This is a genomic window from Moorena sp. SIO3I6 (genome assembly GCF_010672095.1).
Genome location: NZ_JAAHHU010000037.1, coordinates 1 through 15,591 on the forward strand (window position 1 = coordinate 1; position 15,591 = coordinate 15,591).

Annotated in this window: 12 protein-coding genes and 1 pseudogene; 4 read left to right on the forward strand and 9 right to left on the reverse strand. The window is 45.1% G+C overall.

Features of this window, described 5'->3' with window-relative positions:
• A pseudogene (locus F6K49_RS13440) lies at nucleotides 1-440 on the forward strand (hypothetical protein); the annotation flags it as partial.
• A gap of 17 nt (nucleotides 441-457) precedes the next feature.
• On the opposite strand, the gene F6K49_RS13445 reads toward F6K49_RS13440, so the two are convergent.
• The 3 genes from F6K49_RS13445 to fabG form a co-directional block, all read right to left on the reverse strand.
• Nucleotides 458-1,072 carry a hypothetical protein gene (locus F6K49_RS13445; protein WP_293025093.1) on the reverse strand — a complete coding sequence of 205 codons (615 nt, stop codon included), beginning with the start codon at nucleotides 1,070-1,072 and terminating at the stop codon, nucleotides 458-460.
• Nucleotides 1,073-1,312: 240 nt separating this feature from the next.
• The gene (groL, locus tag F6K49_RS13450; RefSeq protein WP_293025095.1) at nucleotides 1,313-2,974 is read right to left on the reverse strand and encodes a chaperonin GroEL; all 1,662 of its coding nucleotides are present in this window, start codon (nucleotides 2,972-2,974) and stop codon (nucleotides 1,313-1,315) included.
• Between the two features lie 120 nt (nucleotides 2,975-3,094).
• The gene (gene fabG, locus F6K49_RS13455; protein WP_293025097.1) at nucleotides 3,095-3,859 is read right to left on the reverse strand and encodes a 3-oxoacyl-[acyl-carrier-protein] reductase; all 765 of its coding nucleotides are present in this window, start codon (nucleotides 3,857-3,859) and stop codon (nucleotides 3,095-3,097) included.
• Between the two features lie 163 nt (nucleotides 3,860-4,022).
• On the opposite strand from fabG, the gene trxA reads away from it, so the two are divergent.
• Nucleotides 4,023-4,340, forward strand: a complete 318-nt coding sequence (trxA, locus tag F6K49_RS13460) for a thioredoxin (RefSeq protein WP_293097275.1) — start codon at nucleotides 4,023-4,025, stop codon at nucleotides 4,338-4,340.
• A gap of 122 nt (nucleotides 4,341-4,462) precedes the next feature.
• Here trxA and psb29 read toward each other — a convergent pair whose 3' ends face one another.
• From psb29 to hemF, 4 genes are all read right to left on the reverse strand, one after another.
• The gene (psb29, locus tag F6K49_RS13465) at nucleotides 4,463-5,269 is read right to left on the reverse strand and encodes a photosystem II biogenesis protein Psp29 (protein ID WP_293041737.1); all 807 of its coding nucleotides are present in this window, start codon (nucleotides 5,267-5,269) and stop codon (nucleotides 4,463-4,465) included.
• A gap of 120 nt (nucleotides 5,270-5,389) precedes the next feature.
• A complete protein-coding gene (locus F6K49_RS13470; protein ID WP_070396558.1) occupies nucleotides 5,390-5,758 on the reverse strand; it encodes an STAS domain-containing protein in 369 nt (122 codons plus the stop codon).
• A gap of 721 nt (nucleotides 5,759-6,479) precedes the next feature.
• Nucleotides 6,480-6,671 carry a hypothetical protein gene (locus F6K49_RS13475; protein WP_293065879.1) on the reverse strand — a complete coding sequence of 64 codons (192 nt, stop codon included), beginning with the start codon at nucleotides 6,669-6,671 and terminating at the stop codon, nucleotides 6,480-6,482.
• A gap of 35 nt (nucleotides 6,672-6,706) precedes the next feature.
• Nucleotides 6,707-7,738, reverse strand: coding sequence for an oxygen-dependent coproporphyrinogen oxidase (gene hemF, locus F6K49_RS13480; RefSeq protein ID WP_293065876.1), 1,032 nt, complete (start codon nucleotides 7,736-7,738; stop codon nucleotides 6,707-6,709).
• Between the two features lie 266 nt (nucleotides 7,739-8,004).
• Here hemF and F6K49_RS13485 point away from each other — a divergent pair, with 266 nt between their 5' ends.
• The gene (locus F6K49_RS13485) at nucleotides 8,005-8,487 is read left to right on the forward strand and encodes an SRPBCC family protein (protein ID WP_293025109.1); all 483 of its coding nucleotides are present in this window, start codon (nucleotides 8,005-8,007) and stop codon (nucleotides 8,485-8,487) included.
• 1,110 nt (nucleotides 8,488-9,597) lie between these two features.
• Entirely contained in the window at nucleotides 9,598-14,970 is a 5,373-nt protein-coding gene (locus F6K49_RS13490) for an SDR family oxidoreductase (protein ID WP_293097279.1), read from the forward strand.
• Between the two features lie 18 nt (nucleotides 14,971-14,988).
• On the opposite strand, the gene F6K49_RS13495 is transcribed toward F6K49_RS13490, so the two are convergent.
• Together F6K49_RS13495 and F6K49_RS13500 are read right to left on the reverse strand one after the other, a co-directional pair.
• Nucleotides 14,989-15,144, reverse strand: a complete 156-nt coding sequence (locus tag F6K49_RS13495) for a hypothetical protein (protein WP_293097282.1) — start codon at nucleotides 15,142-15,144, stop codon at nucleotides 14,989-14,991.
• Nucleotides 15,144-15,287 carry a hypothetical protein gene (locus tag F6K49_RS13500; protein ID WP_293097286.1) on the reverse strand — a complete coding sequence of 48 codons (144 nt, stop codon included), beginning with the start codon at nucleotides 15,285-15,287 and terminating at the stop codon, nucleotides 15,144-15,146. The genes F6K49_RS13495 and F6K49_RS13500 overlap by 1 nt, the downstream gene beginning before the upstream one ends.
• Nucleotides 15,288-15,591 lie beyond the last annotated feature (304 nt).

Genomic DNA, 15,591 nt, shown 5'->3' on the forward strand with positions numbered 1-15,591 from the left:
CTAAAGCCATATCTTTTTTAATTGGATTAGTGATTTCCCTAGCCTTGAATATCGATACCATCAATATCAGCAATCAATTCTATAAAAACCACAGTGTAAGAGCTGCTGTCAATCAAGTCACTAATAGGATTGTTAATGAAACCGGTGCCTGTTTACAGCAAGAATCAAACAGTAATGACTGTTATGATAGTATCACCTCAGCTGTAGATGACCTAGCTTTCCTTCCCATTGGCTGGGGAGAAACTAATCTTGTAGAGCAGTTTGAAGAACCCAATCATCTTCCCAGAGAGCTGGGTTTGACTTGGGTTTACTTCAAATTCGTTGTAGGGATTATTTTGAGTGCGATCGCGATCTGTATGGGAGCCCCCTTTTGGTTTGAAGTACTAAATAAGTTGGTCAACGTTCGTAATACTGGAGAAAAACCAAAATCCTCTAAATAGACTCCCAACTGCTAGCCCTATTTAGGCTGCAAGGCAAGAACTATAGCCTCGGTCCAGTCTAACTTGATAGGTTTAAACCTACAGGGTAAGTAGCACGAACTGCTTTTTCCAGTATTTGCTTCCTCTATCTTGAAGTATAATTGGAGATTAAATTTACCACCCTTTTTAATCACATTATTCAAGTCTTTCTCCGGAAATAAGGCATCTTTAATCTTTTCATCGCTCAGCTTAAATTCGCAATTTTGACCAGGACGAATTTTACCAACGTCTTGGCTTTTGGGGGCTTCTTCCATATCATCAGAGTTTACCCAAACCATGGGTCTTCCATTATTTTCTAAGTCAGTTATCAGACTCTTGTCCCAGTCTATTTCAATATAAACAGGATTCTCGTTGGTTTTATTTTTAACAGTCAGTTTAAGATCCTTTAACTCATCCAATTTATAGCTAGGATCGAAGCCAAAGTTGACTTCCATGAAATCATTAAGTTCTTTCTTTTCCAGTTGCTGATTGATAGCATCAGAGTCTACCTCAACGGTTATGAGTTTGTCTATTTCCTGGAAAGCTTTGTACAAAACGTAAGTAACACCGATTATATAAATCGTCAGAATTAGCAAGTTTTGGTCGTTATCCATGGATAGTAAACCTCTTAAAAATAGTAGTTGAAGGTTTTATTCGTAACGGGGGATAAGTACAGTTTGGATAATTATTGGTAAATTATACTCCATAAATAAGTTTACCCAAGATTGACTCACGCCATTACTAATGACGAATCAAAAAGCAGCTTGTCCGTTAGGACAAGCTGCTTCAAGGCTTTATGCTAGCAAAGCAAGAGACTAGCTAATGGCACTAGATCATGGCACTAGATCATGGCACTACATCATGCCCATGCCGCCCATGCCACCCATGCCGCCCATGCCGCCCATGCCGCCCATGTCGGGAGCAGGAGCAGCAGATTTAGGTTCAGGTTTCTCTACCACCAGGGCTTCTGTGGTCAAGACCATACCAGCGATAGACGCAGCATTCTGTAGGGATGAGCGTACTACCTTGGCAGGGTCAATAATACCTGCAACAATCAAGTCTTCAAGGGTGTCAGTAGCAGCATTATAGCCAACGTTACCAGTACTCTCCCGTACTTTCTCCACAATTACGGAACCTTCAACACCAGCATTATCCGCCATCTGACACAGGGGAGCTTCTAATGACTTGGCTACAATACCTGCACCAACTTTCTCTTCCTGCTCTAGGCCATTTGCCACTGCAGGAATTTTTTCTATTAAGCGAATCAGGGTTGTACCACCACCAGGAACAATCCCTTCATCTACCGCAGCTTTAGTAGCATTGAGGGCATCTTCAATCCGCAGCTTGCGGTCTTTGAGTTCTGTTTCAGTTGCCGCACCAACCTTAATCACTGCTACACCACCGGCCAGTTTAGCAATCCGTTCTTGCAGTTTCTCCTTATCGTATTCGGAGTCAGTTTCTGCTAGCTGGCGGCGGATTTGCTCAACTCGCTTTTCTACATCTCCCTTAGTTTGACCACCAGCTACAATGGTGGTGCTGTCTTTGTCAATGCTAACTTTGGTAGCATTTCCCAGCATATCTAGGGAAACAGTATCCAGGCTCAAACCAACGTCTTCGGATATCACCTGACCACCGGTCAAAACTGCAATATCCTGTAACATTTGCTTGCGGCGATCGCCAAATCCTGGTGCCTTGACGGCTGCAGCATTCAATACACCCCTAGCCTTATTCACCACCAGAGTTGCCAAGGCTTCTCCTTCTAGATCTTCGGAAATAATCAGCAACGGTTGACCGGCACGAGCTACTTTTTCCAGAATCGGTACCAAATCCTGGATAACACTAATCTTTTTATCGGTAATCAGGATGCAAGGGTTTTCAAATTCCACTGTCATCCGTTCGTTATCGGTCACGAAGTAAGGGGAAATATAACCCCGATCGATCTGCATCCCTTCCACTACCTCTAATTCGGTGGAGAGGGATTTAGATTCTTCAACGGTGATCACACCATCTTTGGTGACCTTTTCCATGGCTTGGGCAATCATGTCACCCACTTCTTGATCGTTACCGGCGGAGACTGTAGCAACTTGAGCGATCCCAGTTCCCTGAACCGGCTGTGCCATTGCCTCAATCTCTTTGACCAGCTCGGCAACAGTTTTCTCAATTCCTCGGCGCACAGCTACAGGATTTGCCCCAGCTGCCACATTCTTAAGACCTTCCCGAATCATGGCTTGAGCCAGAATGGTAGCTGTGGTAGTGCCATCCCCAGCAACGTCTTTAGTCTTGGATGCGACTTCTTGAATTAGTCTAGCGCCAGTATTTTCTAAGGGGTCTTCCAGTTCAATCTCTTTGGCAACGGTAATACCATCATTGACAATCTGGGGTGCCCCATACTGTTTTTCCAGAAGCACATTACGACCTTTTGGACCAAGGGTAATACGTACAGCATCAGCTAGGGCATTGACCCCCCGCTCCAATGAACGTCTGGATTCTTCGTCAAACGAAACGATTTTTGCCATAGGTTGTTTGAACTTGCTTTGTGTCTCCATTAGCAAATTTAGCACTCTTACACGAAGAGTGCTAATTCGTCTGACAATTTTGAACTTTCAAGAACTTGAAACACCGACGTGCCGGGGGGTTCAAGCCATAACCATACCACCATCGACATTAAACACTTGTCCAGTGATATAGGCAGCAGCTGGATCAGCTGCCAAAAACCTTACCATCCCAGCTACTTCTTCTGGCTGACCGTAACGACCTAGAGGGATCTGCTCGATAATGGCTTCTGACTTAAGGTCACTGGTCATATCAGTGTCAATAAAACCGGGAGCTACGGCATTGACTGTAATGCCACGACTAGCAAACTCTTTGGCAACGGTTCTGGTCAAGGCAATCACACCAGCCTTGGCAGCACTATAATTGGCTTGACCAGGGTTTCCCATCTGTCCTGACACGGAAGCAATATTGATAATCCGACCAGACTTTTGCTTGAGCATCAGTTTGCTCACTGCTTTGATACATAAAAATACCCCAGTCAGGTTCAGATCAATTACTGCCTGCCAATCTGAGGGTTTCATCCGCAATAACAAGTTGTCGCGGGTAATCCCAGCATTATTCACTAGCACGTCTATACGACCAAACTTTTCGAGAGTCCCTTTAACTAGGGCATCGACTTGTTCAGCTTGAGACACATCAGCCTGAAGTGCTAAGGCTTCACCCCCAGCATCCATGATAGCCCCTACGACCTGATCAGCTGCAGTACTGGAACTGGCGTAGTTGACTACAACCTTTGCCCCTGACCCAGCTAAGGCCAGGGCCACAGCTCGACCAATTCCTCGCGAGGCACCGGTCACGATGGCTATGCGATCGCTTAATTGTTGCGCAGATGTCTGTAATGTTTCCATAAACCTTGAACTGTTTTCTATCCTGCCTGATTTTGTCCTGTGGGCAGGAACGGTTTCCTCCAAAGTTAACTTTACCGGAATCTTTGGTTAATCCAGCTATCACACAATCCCAAAGATTTTGGACTAGAATCGAGCAGAAGGACTAGGAAAGGTTTTCTTGCTCATGGCCGTTAAAAAGCAGTTCAAAACATTCCAAGAATTATTATCTGGCTCAGATGTGCCGGTGTTGGTAGATTTCTATGCCACTTGGTGTGGGCCATGTCAGATGATGGCTCCTATCCTAGAACAGGTCAAGGCTGAGCTCAAAGATCGTTTGCAAGTTGTAAAAATTGACACGGACAAATACCCCCAGCTAGCCTCCCAGTATGGCATTGAGGCGTTACCAACCTTGGTACTGTTTAAAAACGGTCAGCCTCTACAACGGATAGAGGGGTTCAGACCAGCAGAAGACCTTATTCCACTATTACAAGCTTTGATTTAAGATAATTAGGGGTGAGATTCTCCTTGCCCTTTGACCTTTTTTCCCAGGGTAATGGGATGAGCCCCCCTGATTTATCTGGGATTTATCCGGGGGATATCAGCGTGCTAGACCAAAAAACCTAGCTAGGAAGATGGGGCTTCATCGGAAGAGGCATCGGAAGAGGCATCGGAAGAAGAATCCGAAGAGGAATCCGAAGAGGAATCCGATTCTTCTTGGGCAGATGGGGTCGCATCGCTGCTAGGTGTCGCTGATTTTTCTTTCTCTTTAGCACGCTCCTCCCGCTTTTTACGATCAGCTTGAATGGCATCTTCTATCACTACCCGAGCCTGTGCCATTTTTTCCAGGTTGCTGCGGTACAACTCCAAGTCTTTTTTTAGCTTTTCGGAAGGAAGGTTTAATCCACTGCTAATTTTGTTAAGTACCTCTTCGAGCTGTTTTTGATCCTGAGCTAACTCCGAGTCCGCCTGCTCTAGTAGTGAAAATAAACCAATGGCAAACAATCTGCTGTACTTAAACTGAGAATTTTGTGCGATCGCAGCTATAGTGGTAGCCAAATCCCCAGTCCCATTCTCAGAGGTTGGGGAACTTAACCAGGAGATCAAATCTTGCCCAGACATAGACTCTACGCTGGTTTTGAGCCTTTGGGCATCTTCCTGGTACTGCTGAGCTTCACCTCCGACTGCTTGACACAGAGCATTAAAAATTGATTCTTTATCATGTTCCGGTTGATAGCTCTGCATAAACCGGTCAAAGCATGTCACCACACCTAAGCCATAGATGGGGTCGTAGTTAAAATCGACATTAACCGACAGCAAATGCATCTCTACCATCAACTCTTCCACTACACGTCGGTAAATAGAGTTGATGGGGCGAGTGTGATAGGTGTAAAAATCCCGTTTAGTATCCGAGACTGTGCGAACAGTATTCACAAGGCAGATCAGAATTGAAGCTTTATATTATTTTTATTATCTCCGATGAAGCGCCTAGCACCAAATCAAAGATGATGGTGGGGGTTGCCAGTTTCATCCGCCGATGCCAGATTGGTTGATTCAGGTGGGGATACTACTGGATAAACCATCTAAGGCTTCTTCCTCCGTTTCAAAAATTTCAAACACCGTGTCCATCATAGTGACTTCAAACACGAGCTTGGCGTCTGGATGAACAGAACAAATGCGAAAGCTGCCCTTAATTTTGTCAGCATCTCGCATGCCAGCCACTAAGGATGTCAAACCCGAACTATCAATAAAGTCAACCTGACTCAGATTAACCACTACATGCCTGCGCAGTTGGGAAATACACTCTTGCAATTTCAGACGAAAAGGCCAAGCTGTAGTGATGTCCAGGCGTCCAATCGGTTTCAAAACAATCACATTTGTACCATCTTCAGTAGTATGAGTTTTCTGATCGATATGAACCATCAGCACCTCCTTGTCGCAGCTACCGCTGATTGAAACCTTACCAAATCTAATCATTAAGAGTTTAGAGTGCGTCCCGAACGATTCAGGTGCGACCCGTGGCGAATTTAATTCTTAATGGGTCAAGGGCACCTGTAGGACTAGCGCCACCTTTAGCCCCTGACTGCTTCCCAGCCAACTGAAAAAGCTCCAAAATGTTTTTTAATTAATACGCCCTGACTAATACGCCCTGACTAACAAATTAAGCGGGGAAGACTTTTCTTAAAGCAAGCCCTCTGTGATTGGGATCATAGAGCTACTCACTGCAAGCTAGTTTAGCTTACAGTGATTGGTGAAATGTCAGGGAGCGTATCCAAATTTTTGCACAAATCTGGCCATAAGACCTGAAGATGAAGGTAATGATGGGGATGAATCTTGGATTTCTATTCTATCTTTACCCAGCTATCAGTCGTCAGGTATCAGTTATCAGCTATCAGCTATCAGTCGTCAGGTATCAGTTATCAGCTATCAGCTATCAGTCGTCAGGTATCACTTATCACTTATCAGTTATCAGTTATCACTTATCAGTTATCACTTATCAGTTATCACTTATCAGTTATCAGCTATCAGCTATCAGCTATCAGCTATCAGTCATTGGCCGTAGGCCATGGTACTTGAGGTGCTATCAGCTTGTGAATAAGCGATGCAGCGCCGCCAAAGGGGGTTTCCCCCATGAGCTACTGCATCAAGACAACAGGTAAGCATTGGAATAATGCTGAGTTACTTCAGCTGACGACTGATAGCTGACGGCTGATACCTGACGGCTGATTAGCTGACGGCTGATAGCTGACGGCTGATAGCTGACGGCTGATAGCTGACGGCTGATAGCTGACGGCTGATAGCTGACGGCTGATAGCTGACGACTGATACCTAACATCGACCTAGTATTGCCATAAGTGATATGACAACAGTTTAAGCTGTCCAGTTTGCCCAGTCTTGAGGCTTGAGAAATGTCTCATACAGTTCAGCTTCGGGTGTATTGGGTTCAGGTTGGTAACCGTATTCCCAACGCACCAAGGGGGGTAAGGACATCAGGATGGATTCAGTACGCCCGTTAGTTTGCAGACCAAAAATTGTGCCTCGGTCATACACCAGGTTAAATTCTACATATCGACCCCGACGATAGAGTTGGAAGTTACGCTCTCTGTCTCCATATTCCATATTGCGACGGCGCTCTACAATGGGTAGATAAGCGGGTAAAAAGGACTCAGAGCAGGTTGTGACAAAGGCAAATAACTCTTCCCAACTCCGAGGCAAAACCCCAAGCTTGTCACTGTAAGCTGCTGCGGGACCATCTGGATGGGGACCACGATAGAGTTTACCCGTGCCATCTTGATAGTCAAAAAATAAGCCCCCAACACCCCGCATTTCTTGACGGTGTTTCAGATAAAAATACTCATCGCACCAAGACTTGAAGACTGGGTAATATTCAGGGTGATGAGTATCACAGGCTTGTTTCAATTGGCGGTGCAAATGGGCAGCATCTTCAGCAAAGGGATAGTAAGGGGTCAAATCGATTCCCCCACCAAACCACCAGACTGGTCCTGCCTCAAAGTAGCGATAATTTAGGTGAACTGTGGGCACATAGGGATTACGAGGATGCAATACTAGGGAGGTACCAGTAGCGAAAAAACCATGTCCAGCTGCCTCGGGGCGCTGCTTCAAAATTGAAGGTGGCAGCTGTTTGCCCCAAACTTCCGAAAAGTTAACCCCACCCTGTTCGATTACTGAACCATCGCGCATCACACGGGAACGACCACCACCCCCTTCTTCTCTTTCCCAAGCATCTTCTGTGAAGGTGCCAATCCCGTCATCTTTTACTAGAGCTTCACAAATCGTATCTTGCAGCTGTTGCATCAACTGCTTGACTCTCTCCCTAGAGTCAGCAGGAGGTAAAGAAGTGGTATTAGTGGTAGTTGTTGTGTCCGTCTGAAAAGCTGTCATAAACAATCCTAGTGAGTATCTAAGCCAAACCTTAAGTTTGCCTTGCCAATGTTATTGGTTGGTAATTATTGGTTGGTAATTATTGGTTGGTAATTATTGGTTGGTAATTATTCGTTGGTACGATCGGGTACCTTCAGGGGAAGCCCTGGGGGTTGGCAAAACTCCCAGGCAGTTGAGATCATATCCTAAATAAAGATGGATTTTTCAACCAAAGCCATTTGGGGAAGATCATAAATCTGCCTGAGCATAGCTGCGGGAGGCGTGTAGTGATTCTTAATTTTTCTTTCAAGTTAATTGCTGGTCACGAGGGGGTTTGGTGTAAGTTTTCCCTCTTCAAGACCTATCGCGCCCTGAGTACTGCCCCAGTGGAAGTTCTCTGGCAAAAACTGATCAACTTAGCAGATGTGTCTTGGAATCCTCTGCTGTCAAGTACCAATGCTCCAAAAGGTTTAATGGCTAAACCTGGTTTAATTTATCAGGTAGTCACTCGCTTGATCCCCATTCCGGTGCGAATTTTTGTAGAGCGTGTCTTACCCGGTGAGCTACTCAGTATAAGATTTCTGGCAATTCCTGGAGTTGAAAATCGCGTCACTTACCAGGTAGAGTCCACCCTTTGTGGTACTTATATTTCCTACTCAGTTACTTTAAAAGGCTGGTTATCACCCTTAATCTGGTGGATGATTCGCCCCTACGTGGCGCGGGTGGTATTTGAATTAGCCCAGGCTGCCGAGCAGGTCGGAGCAATCTAAACTTATAGCCGTTGACCCTTGGGAGAGGTAGACACCAACAATCCACCAGTGCCAAAGCTGGTCTACCCTCCTTACAAGGGTAGGTTTTTTACAAAGGGGCGAGTATTTACTTTTATTAGGTATAAATTCTTAAGAAAATATGTATCAAAATACACAATTATTTCCGGGATAATTCTCCCCATTTCCCGCTCTTCCCCTCCTGGGAGGGGTTAGGGGTGGGTTCCGATTCCCGTTCCCCTCCTGGGAGGGGTTAGGGGTGGGTTCCGATTCCCGTTCCCCTCCTGGGAGGGGTTAGGGGTGGGTTCCGATTCCCGACTCCCGACCCAAATGTAAAAAACCTACCCCTGTGAGGTTCCCCCCACTCGCGCTTTGGATCAAGACAGGGACAAGAGTTTCAGGTTTTTTGTCCTGATTTAATAAAAGGTCGTAATAATACCACTTTAATAGAAGTTTATTGATTACTGACACACCTATCCGGACTTAATCGATAAATATTGAAAATGTTAAAGTACGAGGCTCCTAGCAGAGCCTAACTTTAGGATAGGCTGTAGCCAAATGAGTGACTTTTTTCAGTATACCTGTGGTTACCCTTCGGATACGGCGGTTTGCACCAAGGCAAGAATGTCTTAAAGCCAATCAGCGCCAATAAAGACTGTCCCTCATATATTTTATAAACGCTATATGTTCATTTTTTGATGAAATTACTGTTTACAAAAATCAGAGATATTCAGGTTTTTTTAAACTGTAATTATTTGTTTAACTTAATTACCAATTTACTCACCATTTGTATTCATATAAATAAAATTTTATATGTAATTATTTAGCTATCAGCTATCAGCTATCAGCTCTCAGCTTTGAGCAAGGAGCTTTTAAATAAAACAAGTAAGCATTCGTTTAATCTTTGTTACGTCAGCACCTCAAGTAGCTTGAGCTAAAAGCTCACGGCTGAATCCTGAATGCTGACGGCTGACGGCTGACGGCTGATGGCTGAATGCTTACGTTTATATTTATTTTTATATTAAATTTAAGTTTAAATCAATATATTTAAATACATTATTAATCAGCAATTAAACCCCTCGTCAAAAAAATACTCAACAAAAGTATCGAGAAATGCAGCCAGATATTACCAAGTATATAGGACAAGATAACGATAACATTATAGAAAAGCCAATCCAAGACTATCTGCCACAACTATTGACCAAAATCGAATCGGCTTTGTTAGCAAATTCGTTAGTTGACGACTGTGTTGTCCTGGAGAGTAAAATTACAGAAGAAAAGAAAAAAATAGCCCTCAGAGACAATTGTAGTTTTTTGCCTATTATTGCCTATGTAGTCTCAGCTGGATCATCTTCATCAGAACAACTGCGATCGCTCCTGCAAGGGGTCGTGTCAGACACCATCTCAGACACTCTGCTATCTAGTGGTGAACCAAAATTTGGTGAACCAAAAGTCCCCCCTAATTTCTCCCCTAACATAATTATTGTTCCGGTAACTACCTTGCCCCTAACTCCCACAGGTGAGATAGATCAACAAGCACTAGCTTCTGTAGAAATAATTGATACCGACTTAGTGCAGCAATGGGAAGAGCAGCTACAGTCATATAGTTATGGAGGGGCAGAAATCAAGCAAGTCGCCGTAGTTCTACAAGACTACACCCAGCCCGACACACCCCTACATCTATTAGACCTACTTCCACCCTCCACCGAAACTAGTCCAAAGCAACCTACAGAATTATCACAAGCCAAGCCCCTACCGAGCCCTTACCCCAAGGCATCTTCCGATTGCGTTCCCGTAGCGACTCAGGGGGAGCATCGCTCAAATTCCACCCCATCAAAACCCGCCATCAGTCATGGTGAAGCGCTACAGTTACCAACAGATATCTCAACTCTCTCCCAAGCGCTACTAAAAACTGCAAGGGTTGCGCCGGAGCAAGGGATTATCTATCTCGACTCTGATAGTCAGGGAAATACTCACCAAAACTATCAATCTTACCCAGCTCTCCTCGAAGAAGCACAGCAGATTCTTGGTGGCTTAAGAAAACTAAATCTAAAGCCTCAAGACAAAGTAATCTTCCAATTTGACCAAAATCAAGACTTCATTCCAACCTTCTGGGCTTGTATTTTGGGCGGTTTTGTCCCAGTCCCGATTGCGATCGCACCGACCTATGAGTCATCTAACAGTACTGTCAATAAGCTGTGCAATGCCTGGAAAATGCTAGAGCAACCGGTCATCCTAACCAGTGATACCCTTGCTCCAGCAATCCGTGGTTTATGCTTTCCCGTAGCGGCTCCTACCGAGCATCCCTTGCCCAAAAAAGAAATTTTAATTGAAACCGTAGACAACTTGCGCTCATCTGAGCCTGACCTAAATTACTATCACAGCCAACCGGATGATTTAGCAATATTGTTACTGACCTCTGGAAGTACAGGAATGCCTAAAGGCGTCAGGTTGAGCCATAGCAATTTAATTAATAATGTCGCCGCCAGTGCCCAGAGGAATAATCTGACCCAAGATGATATCTCCTTGAACTGGCTTAACTTAGACCATGTTGGCTCTCTGGTACGCTGTTGTATTCGGGATGTCTATGTCGGTAACCTGCAAATCCATGCTCCCGCTAAAGCTTTCTTGGAAAATCCCCTCAATTGGTTGGATTGGATTGAAAACTATCGGGTTACCTTTGCCTGGGCTCCTAATTTTGCCCTAGGTTTGATAAATCAGAAAATAAATCAGAAATCCGTTGCTAACAGCCACCGGAAATGGGATTTATCTTCCCTCAAATCTGTATTAAGTGTGGCTGAGCCGATTGTACCTCAAACTGCAAAGCGATTCTTGCAGTTGCTTTCTCCCCATGGGTTATCGGTCAATGCCATGCATTCAGCTTGGGGAATGTCTGAAACCTGTGCTGCTGTGGTATTTTCCCATCGGTACTTGTTGAATTTACCGTCGGATAACCAGTCTGTTAACCACTCTGTTGTAGAAGTTGGCAGACCTGTGCCTGGCTTTTCTGTGCGGATTGTGGATGCACTCGGACAAATAGTTGAAGAAGATACAGTGGGTCAGGTACAGATTTCTGGTCCGATGGTTAGTGATGGTTATTACCAGAATCCTGAGCTAAATCGAGAAGCCTTTACACCGGATGGATGGTTAAAAACCGGAGATAATGGTGTACTGCGTGACGGACGTCTCACGATTACCGGTCGAGAAAAAGATGTCATTATTATTAATGGTCTCAATCACTATAGTTATGAAATCGAAGCAGTGGTTGAGCAGGTAGAGGGGGTGATTCCCTCTTACACAGCAGCTTGCGGAATTCGACAACCAAGTAAAGATACTGACCAATTGGTCATTTTCTTCCATACTGATTGGTCTGAGGATGACCAGTTAACCCCATTACTCCAGGACATCTCCACTGAGGTGGTTAGCAAACTAGGGGTGAGTCCGAGTTATCTTATTCCTCTACCAAAACAGGCAATCCCCAAGAGTTCGATTGGGAAAATTTTGCGATCGCAACTCAAGGAGCAGTTTAACGCTGGTGAATTTGACCCGATTCTCAAAAAAGTTGATTGTCTTCTGGGTAATGAGAATACCCTTCCAGACTGGTTTTATCGTAAAGTTTGGCATCGAAAAGAAGCAGTCACCTTAGGTAGGACACCTACAAATGGTCGAACTCTGATATTTCTAGACTCCTTGGGATTAGGAGAAGTATTGTGCTCCAAGCTAGGTAAAGACCAATGTGTAGCAGTGGAACCCGGAGCCCCCGGAGCCGATTTTTTGCGACTTACAGGTGCCCAACTTACAGATGCCCAACTTACAGACAACCGCTATTCTATTGACCCCACCAATCCTGATCACTATCAGCAATTACTGAAGTCGTTGGTGGAAACCGACCAACCCATCGCACAGATTCTCCATTTGTGGACCTATGACGAGTATCCGGGAGAAATTGAGTCATCCGAAGCACTAGAACAAGCTCAGAATCAGGGCACTTACAGTCTACTATTTTTAATTCAGGCTTTGGATGGTTTGAAGTCACAGTTGAATTCACCCTTGAGAATTCTCAATTCAGAAGTCCAGTTGACTGTGGTTTCTAGCTATACACAGCCTACCTCGCCCCAGGATGACATTGCCTATGAGAAAAGTCCGATTCTGGGTCTGATCAAAACCTGTCCGAGAGAACTGCCTTGGCTGAACTGTCGCCATATCGATATACCTGTGGATGACCACCACATTAATGGGTTTCATATCCTGCGGGAAATGGCTGTATGTCAGAAAGAGCGAGAAGTAGCATACCGCAATCGCAACCGTTTGGTACCCTTACTCGAAAAAGCTGACCTACCCCAACTCGAAAAACAGGAATTGCCCTTTAAGCAAAAGGGAATGTATTTGATTAGTGGGGGTTTGGGAGGGATTGGAGTAGAAATTGCTAAATTTCTCCTAAACCACTATCAAGCTCGTCTGCTTTTAGTCGGTCGAACCCCCTTACCAGAGCCGACTACCAAAGGAAACCATTTAAAGGATGGAAATGGGTTAGCACCTGCCGTCAGAGCCTATCAAAACCTAGAGCAACTGGCCGAGCAACTGGGAGGAGAGATACGCTACGAGGCCGTGGATATTTGTGATTTAGCTCAGTTGCAACAGGTGGTTGAACGAGCCCAGTCTGACTGGCAAGCTTTCCTTGAAGGGGTCATTCATTTGGCCGGAATTGCCCCAGAACATTTTTTAGTAGAGGAAACCCGCAACAGTTTTGCTGCTACACTTCGTCCCAAGCTTTTAGGGTCGTGGGTACTGCATCAACTAATTAAAGATCAGCCAGACAGTGTTTTTATCAGCCTTTCTTCCGTGCTAGCCTTCTTTGGGGGAGCGACAATTGGTGCTTATGCTGCCGCTAATAATTTTCTAGAGTGCTTCTGCTACTACCAGCGGCACAAGACCTTGGTGCGCAGCTACTGCTATGGCTCAAGCACATGGGTTGAGACCACCCTCAATCGGAGTAAACAGATTAGGGAGTCCCGTCGTGCCTTAGGTCAGTACGGAATTTTCAACCAACAGGGAATCAATTCTATTCTCGCTGGGCTGCACCACGACCAACACTCCCTGATTTTGGGTTTGGATGGCAGCAATCCCTATGTTAGACGATACACCCAACAGCCACCATACCATCGGCAGCGGGTATCGGTATATTTCACGGCGGTTACAGAACTATCTGTTGCTCAGTTGCAGAGGTTAGAGGCATTCGTTCCTTTTGGAACCTCTATCACCCCTAAGTTTCAGCAACTCCAAGCTATGCCCCTAACTCCCGCAGGTGAAATCGACCGAGAGCAGTTGATTTCACCAAGCAAGGATACTGAAAACGTCTTGCCAGTAACCGATATAGAGCGTCAACTGGCTAGCATTTGGCAGAAGGTGTTGGGAGTTTCCCAGATTGGCATCGATGACAACTTCTTCGGGTTAGGAGGAAATTCCCTCCTAGCTGTGCAGCTATCTAGTGAGATTGAGAAGACCTTCGGCAAACAACTGCCCCTAGCTGCTCTATTCCAAGCACCAACCATCAAGCAACTCGCTCAACTTCTGTGCCAGTCAGAATGGTCATCCTCTTGGTTTTCCCTAGTGCCCATTCAACCTAGTGGTTCCAAGCCAGTTGTGTTTGCGATTCACATCCTTGGGGAAGGGTTTATATACTACCGCGATTTGGTACGTTATCTTGGTTGGGACTATCCAGTTTATGGACTAAGTTATGGACTAGCAGCGGCTACTAAAGCCGACAACATCAATACCAAACCGGGTATAGGTAATGGACTCAAGGAGTTAGCCGCTCACTACATTGAGGAAATGCGACGGTTTCAACCCGAAGGGCCTTATTTTCTACAAGGGGTATCCCTCGGAGGTCAAATCGCCTTTGAAATGGCTAAGCAGCTTGATGCTCAAGGTCAGACTGTAGCAATTGTTGCCTTGTTTGATAGCTATGCTATTGGTTATCAGTGGAAGCCCTACGAAAATACCACCGTCTTACAACGGTACACTTTATTTTGGATACAAAAACTACAAACCTATTGGAATAACCTTTGGAGACTTGAACCTGACAAAAGGCGAGCTTATTTGTCTGAGAGAATCAGAGCGTTTGTCAGACATTATAAATCTGGAGCATACAAACGGCAATTCCAGTGGTTTGCTAAAAAGTCTAACTTATCTACCGAACCTGCTTTACCAAACCCTAATTTGGTTGATGGCATCTCAGATATCCAAAATGCTAACTATGAGACTCAACCATCTGAGCTGTCATCAGTCTACCCAGGGAAAATAACTCTCTTTCGAGCTAAACAGCAACCTCCAGGACATTACCATGACCCTCTTAATGGTTGGGATGGTATGGCAGCTTCTGGCATTGAAGTTCACCATATTCCTGGTGATCATATCTCAATGATGCTAGAACCCAATGTCCGGGTTTTGGCTGAAAAATTGAAAGCTTGTTTAGATAAGCTTTAAGAAACTATTAAGGATGAACTATGAAAAGGGAGTCGGGAGTCGGGAATCGGAACCCACCCCTAACCCCTCCGAGGAGGGGAACGGGAATCGGGAATCGGGAGTGTGGGGAGAGAGGGGAGTGTGGGAAGAATTTTCCACAACAGATGCAGCGCCGACCTGAGACGGTTTCCCCATCAGCAACGGTTGTGGTTTGTCCCATTAGCAACTGCATCTTGAGGGGGGAAGAAAATTGACTGTACCTGATAAATATCAGAAACGCTATAAAAATATTTCCTATCTCCCCATCTCCCCATCTCCCCATCTCCCCATCTCTCCATCTCCCCATCTCCCCATCCTCACAGGGGTAGGTTTTTTACATTTGGGTCGGGAGTCGGGAATCGGGAGTCGGGAATCGGGAGTCGGGAATCGGGAAAAGCGGGAAATGGAGAGAATTATCCCGGAAAATAGTGTATATTTTGATACATATTTTGAGGAATTTCTACGTAATCAAAGTACCTACTCGCCCCTTTGTAAAAAACCTACCCTTATGAGATCTCCCCATCTCCCCATCTCCCCACACCCCATCTCTCCACATACGCTAGTTGAGTCTATTACCTTATATATATATGCTTCCCTTCTTCA